We start from the raw sequence: 15306 nt of genomic DNA, 5'->3' as shown, positions 1-15306 counted from the left end.
CGTGCACAAGTGCAGGACTCCCATTGGTCTACCGGCCGCGAAGGGAAGCGACCAGAATGTCGATCAGCAGCTTGCCGCAGCGACGATCCGGATCGCGGTCGGGATCATAGATCGTCACCTCCATCCCAATCACGCGTGGATCGTTGCACCATGTGCGAAGGGCTTCGACAGCTTCGTCGGGCAAGACACCGCCGGCCTCCGGCGAATCGACAGCCGACATGATCTCGCTGTCCAGCACGTCGACATCGAAGTGAACGAATACACCCTCGACGTCCTGCCCTGCGACCGCGTCAAGCGCTATGCGTGCCGCATCGGCGAAGCCGCGCCGCCGCACTTCAGCCAAATCCATCCGGTGAACATCGGTGTCGAAGACGGCCTTGGACGTGTAAGTCGCGGGGTCCTGCACATCGCGATAGCCAAACGCGACTACGTCGGCCTCACGGACCAAAGGAGTGTGCTCGCCGAAATCGGTCAGGAGCGTCGGGCCATGGCCGGTCACGAAGGCCAAATCCATGCCCGCGGCTCCCTTTGACGGCGAGGTATCCGGCAATTTGAAATCGGTGTGCCCATCGAAGAAGATAAGGCCGTAGCGGCCACGACGCCGTAGCGCGAGCGCAGGGCCAAGCAACACACTGCAATCGCCGCCGAGCATGAGCAGGAACCCTCCCGAGTTCAGCTCCTCGTCGACCGCTTCGGCAAGCGTCTTGGAATACTGGCGCAGGGCCTGGGCATTGCGCACGCCCGTCGCAGGATCCACCTCAGGCCGATAAAGCGGAGCCCGAACCGAGCGCAACGGACCGGCGCCCAAACGGTCGGCGAGACCAAGCGATTGAAGTGCCTCCGGCGCCTTCCACACGCCGGGCTCCGGCTCACCCTCCTGCGGCATCAGCCCAAGATTAGAGGGCGCGCCGAGCAAAGCGATATGTCTCGTCTGCGTGGTGGCTCGCGGCATTGTCGTGCTGGCAGTTGAGGTCATGATCAGAGTTCCCCGCGTTATGGGCGATACGCATCATGCTCAAGAAGCAGGCTGCGCTTTCCTGACCGGTCTCCCGCTGCCCTTGCCGCCGAGTATCTCCGGTCGGTGTCACGCGTCGGGCAGCATTGCGAGCGACGAGTATTGCTCGTTCAGCGCCACCGTGTCGTCAGCGGTGATTTCGAAGTCGATGTTGTCCCGCGGATGCAGGCTCTGGTTCGCCTTGGGCAGCGGCGTTGTCCCGCGCTGCCGGGGCAGAGCTCGATACCGGTCGTTTGGGCCATATCGGATTTCCAGGAGGCGAACTGCCGTCTTTGAACTATGCGTGGTGCGCGCGCGTTCTGGCGGCCTTCTGCGCCGCCGCCTTCCTTCCGCTGGCGCCTTTCGTCTCGGCGGCCTTCTTGGCGGCGGCCGAGCGCTCCTCAGCCGTCCGGCGCGAGGCCGCACGCTTCGCCTGCTGCGCCAGCGCCGCGTGCGACGCCGTGCTCTTCGGCTCGTGCTCGAGCACCTTGGAGACGGCTTTCGAGACCCGCGGGCGGCGTTTCGGCGTGCGTTCACCCTGGCCGGCCTCATAGGCGTATTCGGCGCTTTTGCGCGTGCTCTCCTTCACCTTGCCCTTTTTGGGCGGGGGCAGGTCTACGCCTGCGCGTCTTGCCTCGGAAAGCCCGATGGCGATGGCCTGCTGGGTCGAGCGCGCGCCGTGCTCGCCGCGGCGGATTTTATCGATCTCCTCGTGCACGAACTCGCCGGCCTGTGTGCTCGGCGATTTGCCCTCGCGCTTGTCCTTTCGGGCCTTCTCGATGGTTTTCTTGTCCGGCATTGTCTTTCTCCCACATGCGGGTTGCGACAGCCATTCGGGTTGCAGCTGCGCGCGGTCTTATGAGGATCATAACGCGTTGAGGACGCAAATGATCCCGGCACTGATGATCCAAGCCCCAGCTGTCAGGACGTCGACGCCGATCTGTCCGAAATCAGATGGCGCAAGAACCATCGGCTCGCCAGACCCGCGACTTCGTCCAGGGCGCCGGGCTCCTCGAACAGGTGCGTCGCGCCAGGGACGATGGCGAGCTCCTTCTCGCAGTGGAGCGCCGCCAGCGCCGAGCGGTTGAGCGCGATCACCTGCTTGTCCGCGCCTCCGACGACGAGCAAGGTCGCCGCCCGGACGCGCGGCAGGGCGAGCGCTGCAAGATCGGGCCGGCCACCACGCGAAACTACGGCCGCGGCCTGGTCGGGCCGCTCGGCCGCCGCCACCAGGGCGGCACCGGCGCCCGTGCTCGCGCCGAAATAGCCAAGACGCAACCCCGACGTGTCCGGCGAGGCGCCGAGCCAATCCGTGACGCCGACCAGCCGGTCGGCGAGCAGTCCGATATTGAAGCGCAACTCGGCCGTGACCTGGTCGATCCGCTCCTCTTCGGCCGTCAACAGGTCGATGAGGAAGGTGGCGAGGTTCGCCTCGTTCAGCCTTTCGGCCACGTGGCGGTTGCGCGGGCTGTGGCGGCTGCTTCCGCTGCCGTGGGCGAAGAGCACAAGGCCGCGAGCATCCGGGGGCAACGAAAGATTGCCCTCAAGCGTGACAAGCCCCGCGGGAACATGCACGACGTGCTCGCTATCCCGGTCCATATCCACCTCCGCTATGTCGATCTGGTGCCAGGCGCCGGACCCGCGCTCGCGCGCCCAGCCAATTCCTCTTCGCAAGCGGCAGGCTTGTGGGAAGCCGCAGGCTTGGGCACGGACCTGGCGAGGAGCGCGCGGACCTCTTCATCGCTCGTCTGCGAGAAATCCACGTACCAGCGCCCGACACCCAGCAATGGCTCTGGTGTCGTCGCGCAAACGACCTCGTCGGCGTCCGCCCGCATCGCGTCGCAAGTGTCGGGGCTACCGACGGGAACGGCCGCGACAATATGGGCGGCGTGGTTTTTTCGCAGCGCCTTGATCCCGGCCCGCATGGTCGATCCGGTCGCAAGCCCGTCATCCACGAGGATAATGGTTCGTCCATTCAACTGCGGTGGGGGTCGCCCGTCCCTATAGAGGTGCTCGCGGCGCAGAAGCTCTTTTTCCTCCTTTGCAGCGACCGCGTCGATGACATGTGGCGGGATCGCGAGACCGTTGACGATTTCGTCGTTCAGGACACGTACACCTGAGGGCGCGATCGCCCCCATGGCCAGTTCCTCGTGACCGGGGACGCCGAGCTTGCGCACGACGAAGACGTCGAGCGGTGCCTTGAGTGCCTGCGCGACCTCGTAGCCGACCGGCACGCCGCCTCGGGGCAGCGCCAATACGATCACATCGTCGCGGCCGGCAAAGCGAACGAGTTCCCCGGCGAGTTGCCGCCCGGCCTCGCGGCGATCTGAAAAGATGATAGCCATGACCTTCAATCCGCGTGCATCTGTTTTCCCGGTGGATGTTTTTTTCACCAGCCTGCGGCCACATTCCGTGGGATGGCTGCGGCACCGGTACCATTTTGGAACTCGCTCGCTGCCTGGACGTTCCAAGAATAGTTTCGATCGCGAGGTGCCGGCACCGGCACGCGCCTCAGCGCGGATCGGGAAGATCGGAAGATAGTGATCCGTACATGCCTCGTCCGGCCAGCTGGCAATCTAGCGATGCGTGGCAACAGGCCCGTCTGGCGACTTGTTGCCTCAGCAATCAGGGAAAGGAATATCCCATGCAAGTTCAGGAGATCATGAGCCGTCGGACCGAACTGGTCGGCCCGAACACGACAATCAGGGATGCCGCCCGGAAAATGCGGGCCGACAATCTCGGCGCCCTTCCGGTCGGCGAGAATGACAGGCTGGTCGGCATGGTGACGGACCGCGACATCGTGATGCGCGGCGTCGCCGAGGAGCGCTCAGCCGGCAACACGACCGTTCGCGAGGTCATGTCCGAGCATGTCTATTGGTGCTTCGACGACGCCGAAATCACCGATGCGGCGAAGATCATGGCCAAGCATCAGGTGCGTCGCCTTCCGGTGATCAACCATGACAAGCGCCTCGTCGGCGTCATTGCCCTGGCCGACCTCGGGCGGACCGATGAGGAAGCCGCCAAGATCGCACTCGAAGGCGTTTCCGAGCCGACGGACGATCCCCGGCGCTAGACGCTCGCCTGGGCGGCTGCCGCCGTGCTCGCCGTTCTTCTCCATCTGGGCTGAACGCCGCCTGCTCAGGCAGCCTTCAGTTTGGCAACTATCGCGCTTTCACTTCTATGCGGCGTGTCTTGTCCTTTGCAGCGGGGTTCTTCGGAAGCTCGACAGCCAAAACGCCGTTCCTGAAAGTGGCCTGCACCTTGTCGGCATCGATCTCCGCTTCCAGGGGGATGGTCCGCTGAAACCGGCCATAACTGCGTTCGCTGTAGGTGCGGCCGCCGTCGCCTTCCTTGTGCTCCGAACGCTTCTCGCCCGTAATAAAGAGGGTGTTTTCGCGCAGCTTGAGCTCAACGTCCTTCTGCTCGAGCCCCGGCAATTCGGCGGTGACCTTATAGGCTTGGTCTGTTTCATGTACGTCGACGCTCGGCCAAAGATCGCCGGCCGTAGTCGCTTCGGCCATCGGCGCGAAGAAGTCGTCGAACAGGCGGTCAATCTGCCGGTGGAATGACGTGAGCGGGTCGCGCGCGGATGGGTAGAGGCTGCGCGATGGCGTCCGGGGCGAAAAATCGTGATGTGCCATGGTTCTTCTCCTGTTTTTTGTGTCTGCATCACTCGTCGCCATGTGATCGGCGACGGCAAACAAAACTCGTCCACCCATGAGGATGTTCCGGGTGCCGGCCAAGAAAGGTAGTCGAAAAACAGCGGCAAAAAAGCCGGCCCGAATTCCCTCATGACGGGACCTCCGACAATAAATGCGCATCAGGACATGCGCATCGGGGAACAACGGGCAGGTACGGCTGTTTGGTCACATCACCTAGTCGGATTTGAACGAAAGGAGGATTTCGATGAATGCCACCGGACTCGACGTATTCGACAAGACACTGCAGACCACAAACATCTGGCTCGACGAGATCATGGACGAGATTGGACCGGATCGGCAGGTCGCCTGGCACGTTCTCGGAGCGGTGCTGCACGCCCTGCGCGACCGTATGCAGCCGGATCTTGCAGCCCACCTCGGCTCGCAGCTGCCGATCCTGGTGCGCGGTGCCTTCTATGACCAATATCAGCCTTCCAAAGCTCCCGAGAAGATGCGGTCGCTCGACGAGTTTCTGGCCAAGATCAAGGCGGAGCTGGAATTTACCCGTCCGGTCGATTCCAAGGATGCATTCAGGGTCGTGTCCAAGGTGCTCGCCCATCACGTCGGAGAAGGACAGATGCACAAGGTCTGGGAATCCCTGCCAGGCGAGATAAGACGCGTCGCCGAAGCTCAGCAAGCGGCGTGAACGGCGCAGGCGCGGGCTTCTCGGTCGCAACCTCCTTGGGGAAATAGCAATGCCACTCACCCTTATCAGCCCGGCGTTCCGGGCAGGCGGAAGACTTCCCGAAAAATATGCGCGTGACGGCCAGAACGTCTCGCCGCCGCTGAAGTGGTCCGGTGTCCCGGATGGTACCAAGAGCCTTGTTCTTGTCGTGCGGGATCCCGATGCACCAAGCGGGATTTTCGGGCACTGGGCGGTGTTCAACATCCCGCCGGATGCCGGCGGACTCGCCGAGGCCGAAGACGGCAAGCCCGGCCCGTCGGCACTCAGGCAAGGCACCAACGATTTCGGCAATGCCTACTACGATGGTCCGCAGCCGCCTGCAGGGCACGGCGTCCATCATTACCACTTCCTGCTGGCCGCGCTCGATGTGCCGAGCCTCAGCGTACCAGGACAGGCGGGCGTGCATCAGGTCTGGAGGCAAGCCCAGAAACACGCATTGGAGGAGACGGAGTTGGTCGGAACCTACGAACGGCCGGCGTGACGCGGGCCGTGTCGGTCGCCGCCTTCACAATGTAATCTGGGCAAGCGGTTTTCGGGCAGGGCCGTGGATGACCGAACCGTCGGCGGCGAAGATCGAGCCGTGGCAGGGACAATCCCAGGTGTGGTCCGCATTGTTCCAGGTTACGGTGCAGCCCTTGTGGGTGCAAATCGCCGAAACCGCCTGGAGTGCGCCTTCGGTGTCTCTCCACGCCGCAATCTTTTCGTCTCCCCTGACGATCACGCCACCCATGCCAGGCGCAATGTCGTGGGTGCTCGAGACGATCGATTGACTGCGGCCGTTCTTGTGGAAGTCCTCGGGATAGGGCCGCGCCGGATCGTAGAGTTTTTGCCAAGGGCTCGGGCGGCCACAGATCAGGTCGGCGATCATCGTGCCCACGGCCGTCCCGTTGGTGATGCCCCAGGCGTTGAAACCCGTGGCAATGTGGAAGCCGGCGGCCTTGGCGGGATCGGGTTCGCCGGCATATGGGATCCTGTCGGCCGTATCAGAATCCTCGTTGCACCAGCGCCAGGCGACATCGCCGACCGGAAGGTTCTTTCTTGCCCATTTTTCCAGTTCGACAAACCGCCTCGCCACGTCGCCGTCCCAGCCGGTGTTGAACTTGGGGCCGAGCGCGACCAGCAGTGGACCTTCGGCATCACGGCCTGTGCGAATGGAATGCGTCGGGTCGTCGATGCCGATGAACATGCCGTCGACAGGGAGGGGATCATCGATCCGAAAGGCCATGGCGGTGTGGCAGCGCGGTTGCGTCCGGTTCGCTATGCCGACGGGGCTCTTCACCGTCATGTTGGTGGCGACGACGACGTGCCCGGCATCAACGGCGCCGCCATCTGTGACGACGCGCCAGCGGCTTGCCTCGTCGATCGAGGTGGCGCGGCTGTTTTCGAAGATCCCACCGCCACGGGCCGTCACCGCTTCCGCCAGGCCAACCAGATACCTCGCCGGATTGAACTGCGCCTGGTCGGGGAACCGTAATGCCGCGGCCGTTTCGAAAGGCAGCGGTACGCGTTCGAGGACCTCGGCCTCCAGCCCGACCTGGCGCGCTGCCTTCGCCTCGGCCGCGACCTCCGCGCGCCGGCTTTCATCGCAGGTGTAGCTATAGGCGTCCTTGCTCTCGAGATCGCAGGCGATAGCGTAGTTGTTAACCCAATCCCGGATTTGATGGGCGCCGGCGGAATTCGCATCGGCATAGGTCCGCGCCAGGTCCCGGCCTACGCTGTCAATGAGATGACGATAGATCAGCGCATGCTGCGTGGTGATCTTGGCCGTCGAGCGGCCGGTCACCTGGCCACCTGTCCGCAAGCCTTCCAAGACGATCACCGACCGGCCCGTCTCGCAAAGGCGAAGCGCCGTCGTCAGCCCGACGATTCCAGCCCCCACGACAACGGCGTCCGCACGGACCAAACCTTCGAGCTGGGGATAGTTCGTGGAGGTGGCCGTCGCCACCCAACAGCTCCCCGGTTTTCCCAAGAGAGTGGCCATTTCAACCGCGTTCCTTGCTTTTGCTTTTCGATGCACTTTCATCGACAACCGCGCCGGCTGAGGAACGTTCCCCAGGTTCGTCGCTTTCAATCGTTCTCTCGCCACCCCGGGTCAGAAAAGCACCGGGAAGGTGCGAGGTGCAGGCCATCACCCAGGTGATCGCCTCGCGGTCGTATTCGTCGCCGGAGCGCCAGTCCTCGAAGAAGGCGTTCAGCCTATCGACACGCCCCGGCCAGATACCGGCGGCCTGCAGGCCGAGCGAAACGCCGTAATTGGTGAAGGCGAACTTGGTATCGCGCAGCCATGGCGCGCGGCTGAAATAACCGGGCGGGTCGACCCACATCGTTTCCAGGGTTCGCAGCGAACGCCTCGTCTGGGCCTCGGCCCACGGCTCGTCGGGAAAGAAATGGGCGAGCCACAGCATCATGCCGAGGCCGAGGTCCTGGTCGATGTCGAGGCTGCGCCAATCGCGCTCCATCAGGTCACGCATCTGCGCGATCTCGGGCGCCAGTTCCTCGTCGTCGAGCATTCGGTAAGAGACGTAGCCGTCATAGGCATCCATGCTGCCGAGGCCGTAGCCGGGGTAAGGACCGCTCAAATCCTCCTGCATCTTCCAGATCACGCCGCGGCCGGGGACCACAAACGCCGGGTGAATGTCCCGCGCCAGCGTAATGCCGCGCTTGCGGTATTCCGGCTTCAGATCGCCGAGACGCGCCAGGGCGAACAGCCACATCGCCAGATAGTGGAAATACTGGCCGTCGCGATCGGCCGCTTCGCCGATCCTCAGTCCGCGCCGGCGGCCGAGCACACGCTCGACATCGGCCACCAGCCGCTCGGCTTCGCCCAGCCAGCGCTCTTCGCCAGTTTCCGCATAAAGCGAGACGTAGAGCACGACCCCGAATGCATCGGTCCACAGATATCGCAAGCCGTTGGGCCAGATGCCTTCGCCGCGCATCCAGTCGAGTTTTTGCAGGACATAGTCGACGTCACGCAGCATCGTCACGCAGCATCGCGCCAAGCCCCGAACTGGCAGAGCCGGCCCGTGTTCGGTGTCCCGCGATTGTGAGCATGCAGAATTTCGAGCATGTCTCTCCTCGTCCGGTTGATCTATCGCGAAACGATCTGATCGGCGGCGGGTTCCTTGGCCATCTCGGCAAGGACAGATGGCGCGGCATTCCCGGGGCGGCGTAGGCGAGATAACCAAGACTGGTCGAGTGCGATACACCCGCACTCGCAGCCAGGATTGTTTCAAGAAGCGATCTCATGACGACGCGCAAAGGAAGGCAAAAAGGTGACGCCGTTCAAGCGAAAAGCTATCAAATTCGACTGATCCTCGGTGTCGGCAAGCCGCAAATGTGGTCAATTGCCTCCGTACATGACCTTCGGGAGCCAGACGACGATTGAGGGGAACACGATGCACAGTCCCACTCCGATCGCCTGCAGGCACAAGAAGGGGACTGCGGATCGAAAGATCGTCGCCATCGAGATCTCCGGCGGCGCAACGCTCTTCAGATAGAACAGCGAATAGCCGAAAGGCGGGCTAAGGAACGCCATCTGCATGTTGACCATGAAAATGACACCATACCACAGTGGCACGTCTTCAGGAGCCACACCGGCTAGCCCAAACGTGCCGCCGAATTCGAGTGTCTTTAGGATGGGCAGAAATATCGGTACGGTGAGAAGGAGAATGCCCACCCAGTCCAGAAACATGCCCAGGACGAACAGAATGATCATCATCAGAACAAGAACGCCGTAAGGCGCCAAGCCTGTTCCGAGTATCGATTCGGCTACGAAGTTCTGCCCACCTTTCAGGATGAAGAAACCGACGAACATGGTGGCGCCGAAGAATATCCACATGACCATCGCCGTGGCCTTGAGCGTCGCGACACAGGCCTCCCGGATCGTGTCCCAGGTCAGGCGCCGATGTGCGGCGCAGACGATGAAAGCCCCGAACGTACCGATGCCGGCGGCTTCGACCGGCGTGGCAATGCCCATGAAGATGACCCCGAGCACAAGCAGGATCAGCAGTATCGGCATGAACGTCCGGCGCAAAAGCTTGAGTTTTTGGGCGAAGTCAATGCGCTCGTTCGGCGGCAACGCCGGGCCGAGTTTGGGGTCGATGTAACAGCGCGCCGTCACGTAGGCGACATACATCCCGGACAGCAGCAGCCCGGGAAATACCGACCCGATCAAAAGCTCGCCCAGCGACTGCTGCGCCACGACGGCATAGACGATCGCCATGACGGAAGGGGGTATGAGAATGCCAAGGGTCCCGCCAGCAAGAAGCGAGCCGCAGGCAAGCTTGGCGTCGTAGTTGCGGCGCAGCATGGCCGGGAGCGCGATCATGCCCATCGTCACTTCCGTCGCCCCGACGACACCGACCATCGCGGCCAGCAGAGTGCAGGAGATCACCGTGGCCGATGCGAGCCCGCCTTTGAGTCCGCCCAGCCATTTGTAGACGACATCGAACAGCTCCTCGATGATGCCCGCCTTCTCGAGAATCGCGGCCATGAAGATGAAAAGCGGCACCGCCGAGAGCTGATAATCCGTCATGAACGGGAAGACCCGAGACGGCAGCATGTTCAGCATGGCCGAATTGCCGAACAGAAAGAGGAAAAGCACGGCAAGGCTGCCGGTGCAAAAGGCCATCGGTAATCCGAGCAGCAAAAGTACGCCCAGACCCCCGAACATCAATATGCTGAGCCACAGGATCGGAAGCTCGAGGCCCATCGCTCAGCCGATCCTTCCAAATGCAGTGGCGATGTCTCGCATCAGCCGGGATAGGCCCTGAAGCAACAGGAGCGCTGCCCCGATGGGGATCGCGAGCTTTACCGGCCAGTATTGGATGCCCCATTCGGTGAATGAGCGTTCGCCAACCGCCGTGGCATCGCTCGCAAATCGCCATCCTGTGACCAGCATGGTGCCGGTGAACAAGAAGAAGAAGGCCGAGGTGATGATGTCGCAGACAGCACGACCGCGTTCGGAGAGATGGCTGTAGACGATGTCTACCCTGACATGCGTTTCGTCACGGTAGGCATAGGCGCCTGCCAGCATGTACTGGATGCCGAACATAAGAAACATGCTTTCATGTACCCAGTTGGTCGGTGAGTTGAAAACAAAACGGGCCACCACTTCGTAGTAGTACGCCACCACTGCGAGAACCGACCAATACGCGACGAACTCGCCCGTCACGCGTACCAGCCAGTCGACCGGCTGGAACAACGCGAGCGGTTGCTTGACGGGCGTGGCTGGCACATCGACTACGAGCGGATGGTCGGCCGCGGCGCGCGCGATCTCACGGGTGCGGGTGCGCCGCACAAGACCGGGTATTAGAAGGGCGTCGCCTGCGAGAGCGAGACCAAGCAGGAGTCCGGCAATTCGGCCAATGCTGTTGGCGCGCTCGAGCCCATGGGCGGCGGCGCTCAGATTATCGCGCGCCACCGTGGCGTCTGCCTCAGCTTTCGCCAGGCGATCGGCAGCGCCTTCTTTGCTGGCTGCTACATCTGCCTTGGCACGCGGCAACAGCCTTTCGGCGTGTTCGCTCAGGGATCGCGCGAGCGACACTGCCTCACGTCCGTCGCGTACCTGGGCGCTCGTCCAAAGCACTGCAATGAACAGCGGGATAAAAATGAATCCCCACCTGCTCTTCAGATAAAACCGGTGCATGCCGAGGAAGCCTGCAGTGACCAGGAACAGGTAAGCAAGAAAGAGATTTGGACGGCCGGCATCGCGCTGTGCCCGCTCGCGATGGACAAGGAAGACCGCAACGAGCGGGAAAAGCACGAGGCTTGACCAGTATAGCCAGTGCGGCAGCACAAATGTGAGTGAGGGCATCGGCGACTGCCTCTTGCAGGAGAGTGCGCCCGCCCGGACAGGACGGGCGCGGAGAGCCTCAGAGGTCGATCGACAATCCCTGATACATGTCCGGCGTCACGTAACCGACGGTCGGGTTCTCCATCACCTCAAGCTGCAGTTTGAAGATGCGCGCCGCGTCCTTATCCTTGTTGGCCCACTCGAACCAGATTGGCACCGCGATTTCCTGGAACTTCTGGAGGTCCTCCGGTCCAAGCCGATTGATTTCAATGCCGGCATCCAGGAATTTCTGCCAGGCCTCCATGTCGGCCTTCTGGATGGCCCCGAAATGGACATTGGAATAGACTTGGATTTCGTCTTCCACGAACTTCTTGAGGTTGTCCGGGAGTTGGTTCCAGACATTCATGTTGACGGCAAAGTCCATCAGGTCGACGGGCTGGTATACGGACATCAGACCGGCTGGGCCCATGGAAATGTACTTGGTCACCTGCTGGAACCCGAGCGCCCAGTTTACCGCCGGCCCAGTGTAGTCGGCTGCATCGATCGTGCCTTTCTCCAGCGCGGAGAACACCTCGCCGCCCGGCAGCAGCGTCGTCTTGGCGCCGGCTTTTGCGAATGTCTCGGCGATCATGCCGCCAGGCACGCGCAGCTTCAGGTCTCTGAAATCCTCGATCGAGCGGATCGGTGTCTTTGAGTGGATGATGTTCGGGCCGTGATGAATGCGGTTGACGTAGTAAAGACCTTGTTTCGCATAAAGGTCGCGCGCGGCCTGCAGACCACCTTTCGAATAGAAAAAGATGTCCCATTCGTGCGGATAGCGTAGCCCCATCGTGTAAGAGGAGAGGAACGCCGCAGCGGGAAGCTTACCGGCCCAGTAAAGTGAAAACGAGTTCATCGCTTCCAGAACGCCGTTCTTCACCCCGTCGAGGAGTTCGAAGTCACCAACGATGTCCTTTGCCTTGAACGGCTGAAATTCGAGTTGGCCTCCAGTCTTTTCCTTGATGGTCCCACACCAGCTCTGGAAAGTTTCAAGTCCGACGCCAGCCGGCCACGAGGTTTGAATTTTCCAGATGATTGTGTCAGCGGCTCCTGCCCTTCGAACCCAGGGAGCGGTAACCGCCGTCGCCGTCAGCCCGGCGACAAGTCCGCTCGACTTCAGAAAGCTTCGCCTTGATTTGGAATGCGATTCTCCGTCCATTGTCTTCCTCCCTGTTCGGCAAACGATAGGCCCACCGCCGGTCTCAAAAACTGAAAACCAATGACACATCCTTTTTGAGGGATCAGAGCATGCCAGCGCCACGAACGACAGAGAAAGAAACGGCGCAGCATGCAAATAACATAGCGCGACGCAAGCATTTTCAACCACTGCGCGCCCGACCCGTAATATGCTCGTGCGGTTTCAATAAATCCACGGTTTTAGTGGGTTATCGGCTAGTCAACGCGGCGTTCCTTCGGCTTATACGAAGCTCGGTGCGGCTTCCGTCCCTGCTTCTCAAGCCGAAACATTGGCCGGGTGACTGCACTCCATGGTCCTGGTCTGCGTCCGCTGCCTGGTTCGAGTGATGCGCATCGGTAGGGCTCTCTACCCCGAGCAATCGCGTGACTGGCTATTCCCAGCAGAGAGCGAACGCGGTCACGTCATCGAGCACAAGGAGAAACGCAGCGATCTGTCGAAATGGGGGAATGACCTGCGGCAGACTTTCCGGACAATCGCCCAGGCTGCAGGCGTTGCGGAGTTGGACGTCCATCTTCTGATGAACCACTCGATCCCGGGGGTTAACGCAGGCTACATCACGCGCAACAAGCTGCTGAAGCGATCACCTGCGACAGCAACAGGAAGCAATCTCACGTTGGATGCTCGAAGCTGGGCGGTCGCGAGGGAATCAAACGAGGCTTCGCGCCTGGCCCGTCCTTCCCAGCAGGCGCCTACTTTCTGAGCTGATGAGCGGCAAGGATTAGCGGCATCAAACGTGTTCGGGGGGTCGAGTCGGTAGAGCGCTACCGCCTTTCCCCACACTCGTCGAGCTGCCAATTCAAGCTGCGTTGCTGCCGGTGAGCAGAGTCCGCTTGCCGGCGCGCCATATGAAGCACTATAGCAAGGAAAATCGTAAGCGGTGTTTCCGCGCGCCAAAACAAGATCGCCAGAGACGGGCTGTATGGGTCCGGTGACAAGTGTGCGCATGTGAAATGCCGCGACCCGGCGGGTAGAGAATTCACGTTTAGCTCTCTTCTAGTCCCGCGAATTCTGGAATAAGACATTATATTCGCCCAAATTATACTTTAACTTGAGCTCCAAATTCTTTTTGCCCGTCCCTTTATCCACGAAGGGCGCGACCCATAGCGGCGTAGACAGGAGCGCTGAGATACTCCCATGCTGACCTCGCTCCAGTTTCGATCATGACTTGCGTGCCCATCCCAGCTTGCAATGCTACAGGCGCTGCTTTCAAAGACTCCGGTCTCGGAACAATTCGAACTGAATAGAAAGTTTGACCGGTCCGAGGATCAATCAGTTGGTCAGCTGAAAGAGTGCGAATGTCGCCGCTCATCGCTTGCTGGTAACGTCTGCTCACAGCGCTCAGCCAAACCATCGCGTAACCGCCGTCCCCTCCTCAGCTTGTCGCAGGATGAAGGCGATCTGCACCTCCGAAAACTTCAACTCAGTGGAAAATTCCAGCTCAGAATGGTCAGAAATCCGGGATGCAGGTCACTGCCGAACAGGTAGTCCAACCGCGGGATGCGAGAGCGCTTCAAACTCTGCCTTCGTTAGGTCTTGCTCGGTCTGAAACCACCGCGCCATGAGGACTCCGAGATCTTCGGGGATCCGCAACGCCTTTGCTTGGTCCCGCCCCAACTGCGCCAGGAATGCGCACCATTGATCGTATTCGGTTTTGCCGGTGTCGCTCTTCCACTCAACATAGGCATGCTGGGCCAGAGTCTTAATTTCGTCGGTGGGGATCGGTTCGATGCCGTAACGGTATGCGCCTTGCAGGACCTGGTAGCCGAATACAAGCAGAGCGCCGGCCCAGTCCAGCGCACTCCGTCTCAAACGCCGGTTGATGCTGACAGAGAATCCCTCGGTTTCAACCTCATGCCACCAATCGACCGGCATATACAAAACGTCACCTGCATTCAGTACGGCAATCTCTCCATGCAGTTGATTCAACAACGGGAACTGGTCAAAATCGGGATTATTCAAATCCACAAGCGCCCGCCTGGGCTTGTCGGCCGTCTTTTCATGCTGCGGATAGATGAAACTATAATCCCAAGGGGGGAACATTTTTACGGCTTTTGTCCCGTGTAGCTGCACCAGGAATGCGTACCAATGATCATAATGCGCCTTGGCGGTAACCCCTTCGGAAGCAACATAGGGAGACGAGCCAACGAACTCCAGGTCGCTTGGCCAAGGCAATGCCTCCAGAAGACTGCTCGGGACTTTCCCACCAAACATGTAGTAGCGCTCGTTTGCATCGATCAGTGGTTGCCATTCCCCCTGGCCTAGGATCCGCTCGAACAACTCACGGAAGGTCATTTCGTGTGTCATCCCGCTCTTGCGTAAGACATAGGATGCAGTGGAAACCGTGGTCTCGTCCCCTGGAACCACCGTAACCTGCCCGGTATGCCGCGCCCATTTGGGGTCATCCAATCCCCAACCGTCGGAGGCTGCAACCCAGCCTCGAACAACAAACGGCCGATTTTGTCGGATTGCCGTGGAGATTTGCTTGCTGTCAATCTCCTCGATCGGTTTCATGTTAAGCTTTGGCGTTTCGCGAGCTGATTCAGCGAGTTTGGCGTTGCTGGCCATGGTTTCCACCCTTATTGAGATGACCTTAATCAAAGAAATGAAATACAAATTGCGTTTCAGTTGGATGATATGTGGCTGTCGGGAGCAATGTCGTCGTGCATTCGAATGGCAGCGATCCAGACACTTGGTGTTCAATGGCCGTGCTGATCGACGAAAGCCGTCAACTGGCAGCGGGATACGCCGATGGCCTGGCAGAGCTTGGCGCTGTTTCCATTCCTCACCGTGCGCGAGAATGTCGAGTTCGGCCTGCGCATGCGCGGCGTCGACAGGGCCGAGCGGCGGCGACGCGTCGACTGGTGGCCGCGAATCTGGGAGAAGACATAATACTCGATA

Annotated in this window: 17 protein-coding genes; 5 read left to right on the top strand and 12 right to left on the bottom strand. The window is 60.9% G+C overall.

Annotated elements, in window-relative coordinates; all coding sequences use genetic code 11:
• Positions 1-28 precede the first annotated feature (28 nt).
• From NKI54_RS12505 to NKI54_RS12490, 4 genes are all read right to left on the bottom strand, one after another.
• Complete coding sequence (locus NKI54_RS12505) at positions 29-976, bottom strand: arginase family protein (RefSeq protein ID WP_352691612.1); 948 nt, start codon at positions 974-976, stop codon at positions 29-31.
• A gap of 316 nt (positions 977-1292) precedes the next feature.
• On the bottom strand, positions 1293-1793 hold the full coding sequence (locus NKI54_RS12500; RefSeq protein WP_352480832.1) for a DUF6496 domain-containing protein: 501 nt from the start codon (positions 1791-1793) through the stop codon (positions 1293-1295).
• A 122-nt stretch (positions 1794-1915) separates the two neighbouring features.
• Entirely contained in the window at positions 1916-2593 is a 678-nt protein-coding gene (locus NKI54_RS12495) for a dienelactone hydrolase family protein (protein WP_352570616.1), read from the bottom strand.
• A gap of 11 nt (positions 2594-2604) precedes the next feature.
• Positions 2605-3387 (bottom strand): phosphoribosyltransferase, encoded by a 783-nt coding sequence (locus NKI54_RS12490; RefSeq protein ID WP_352634091.1) that lies wholly within the window; start codon positions 3385-3387, stop codon positions 2605-2607.
• Positions 3388-3638: 251 nt separating this feature from the next.
• Between NKI54_RS12490 and NKI54_RS12485 the strand changes: the two genes are divergently transcribed.
• The gene (locus NKI54_RS12485) at positions 3639-4067 is read left to right on the top strand and encodes a CBS domain-containing protein (protein WP_502898219.1); all 429 of its coding nucleotides are present in this window, start codon (positions 3639-3641) and stop codon (positions 4065-4067) included.
• Positions 4068-4155: 88 nt separating this feature from the next.
• Here NKI54_RS12485 and NKI54_RS12480 read toward each other — a convergent pair whose 3' ends face one another.
• Complete coding sequence (locus NKI54_RS12480; protein WP_352634087.1) at positions 4156-4635, bottom strand: Hsp20/alpha crystallin family protein; 480 nt, start codon at positions 4633-4635, stop codon at positions 4156-4158.
• A gap of 265 nt (positions 4636-4900) precedes the next feature.
• Between NKI54_RS12480 and NKI54_RS12475 the strand changes: the two genes are divergently transcribed.
• Both NKI54_RS12475 and NKI54_RS12470 read left to right on the top strand, forming a co-directional pair.
• Positions 4901-5338 carry a DUF2267 domain-containing protein gene (locus NKI54_RS12475; protein ID WP_023677864.1) on the top strand — a complete coding sequence of 146 codons (438 nt, stop codon included), beginning with the start codon at positions 4901-4903 and terminating at the stop codon, positions 5336-5338.
• A 49-nt stretch (positions 5339-5387) separates the two neighbouring features.
• Positions 5388-5858 (top strand): YbhB/YbcL family Raf kinase inhibitor-like protein, encoded by a 471-nt coding sequence (locus tag NKI54_RS12470; protein ID WP_352634085.1) that lies wholly within the window; start codon positions 5388-5390, stop codon positions 5856-5858.
• 24 nt (positions 5859-5882) lie between these two features.
• Here the strand turns inward: NKI54_RS12470 and NKI54_RS12465 are convergent, their stop codons facing one another.
• The 5 genes from NKI54_RS12465 to dctP all read right to left on the bottom strand — a co-directional run bounded on the left by NKI54_RS12465 (position 5883) and on the right by dctP (position 12537).
• Complete coding sequence (locus NKI54_RS12465) at positions 5883-7358, bottom strand: FAD-dependent oxidoreductase (RefSeq protein WP_352634083.1); 1476 nt, start codon at positions 7356-7358, stop codon at positions 5883-5885.
• Between the two features lies 1 nt (position 7359).
• Positions 7360-8355 (bottom strand): hypothetical protein, encoded by a 996-nt coding sequence (locus NKI54_RS12460; protein WP_352634328.1) that lies wholly within the window; start codon positions 8353-8355, stop codon positions 7360-7362.
• A 362-nt stretch (positions 8356-8717) separates the two neighbouring features.
• Positions 8718-10088, bottom strand: a complete 1371-nt coding sequence (locus NKI54_RS12455) for a TRAP transporter large permease (protein ID WP_023677869.1) — start codon at positions 10086-10088, stop codon at positions 8718-8720.
• A 3-nt stretch (positions 10089-10091) separates the two neighbouring features.
• Entirely contained in the window at positions 10092-11192 is a 1101-nt protein-coding gene (locus NKI54_RS12450) for a TRAP transporter small permease subunit (protein WP_031212033.1), read from the bottom strand.
• Positions 11193-11250: 58 nt separating this feature from the next.
• On the bottom strand, positions 11251-12537 hold the full coding sequence (gene dctP, locus NKI54_RS12445; protein ID WP_352634080.1) for a TRAP transporter substrate-binding protein DctP: 1287 nt from the start codon (positions 12535-12537) through the stop codon (positions 11251-11253).
• Positions 12538-12733: 196 nt separating this feature from the next.
• On the opposite strand from dctP, the gene NKI54_RS12440 reads away from it, so the two are divergent.
• Positions 12734-13108, top strand: coding sequence for a site-specific integrase (locus NKI54_RS12440; protein ID WP_352589771.1), 375 nt, complete (start codon positions 12734-12736; stop codon positions 13106-13108).
• A 378-nt stretch (positions 13109-13486) separates the two neighbouring features.
• Here NKI54_RS12440 and NKI54_RS36490 read toward each other — a convergent pair whose 3' ends face one another.
• Positions 13487-13759, bottom strand: coding sequence for a beta-barrel domain-containing protein (locus NKI54_RS36490; RefSeq protein WP_502898218.1), 273 nt, complete (start codon positions 13757-13759; stop codon positions 13487-13489).
• Between the two features lie 116 nt (positions 13760-13875).
• Positions 13876-14973, bottom strand: coding sequence for a cupin-like domain-containing protein (locus NKI54_RS12435; RefSeq protein WP_352570606.1), 1098 nt, complete (start codon positions 14971-14973; stop codon positions 13876-13878).
• A 183-nt stretch (positions 14974-15156) separates the two neighbouring features.
• On the opposite strand from NKI54_RS12435, the gene NKI54_RS12430 reads away from it, so the two are divergent.
• Entirely contained in the window at positions 15157-15297 is a 141-nt protein-coding gene (locus NKI54_RS12430; protein ID WP_352589768.1) for a hypothetical protein, read from the top strand.
• Positions 15298-15306: the final 9 nt, after the last annotated feature.

It is taken from the genome of Mesorhizobium sp. M0663, assembly GCF_040320585.1.
GTDB lineage: Bacteria > Pseudomonadota > Alphaproteobacteria > Rhizobiales > Rhizobiaceae > Mesorhizobium.
The sequence above is the reverse complement of the archived record's forward strand: the minus strand, read 5'-3'. Positions and strand labels throughout refer to the sequence as shown.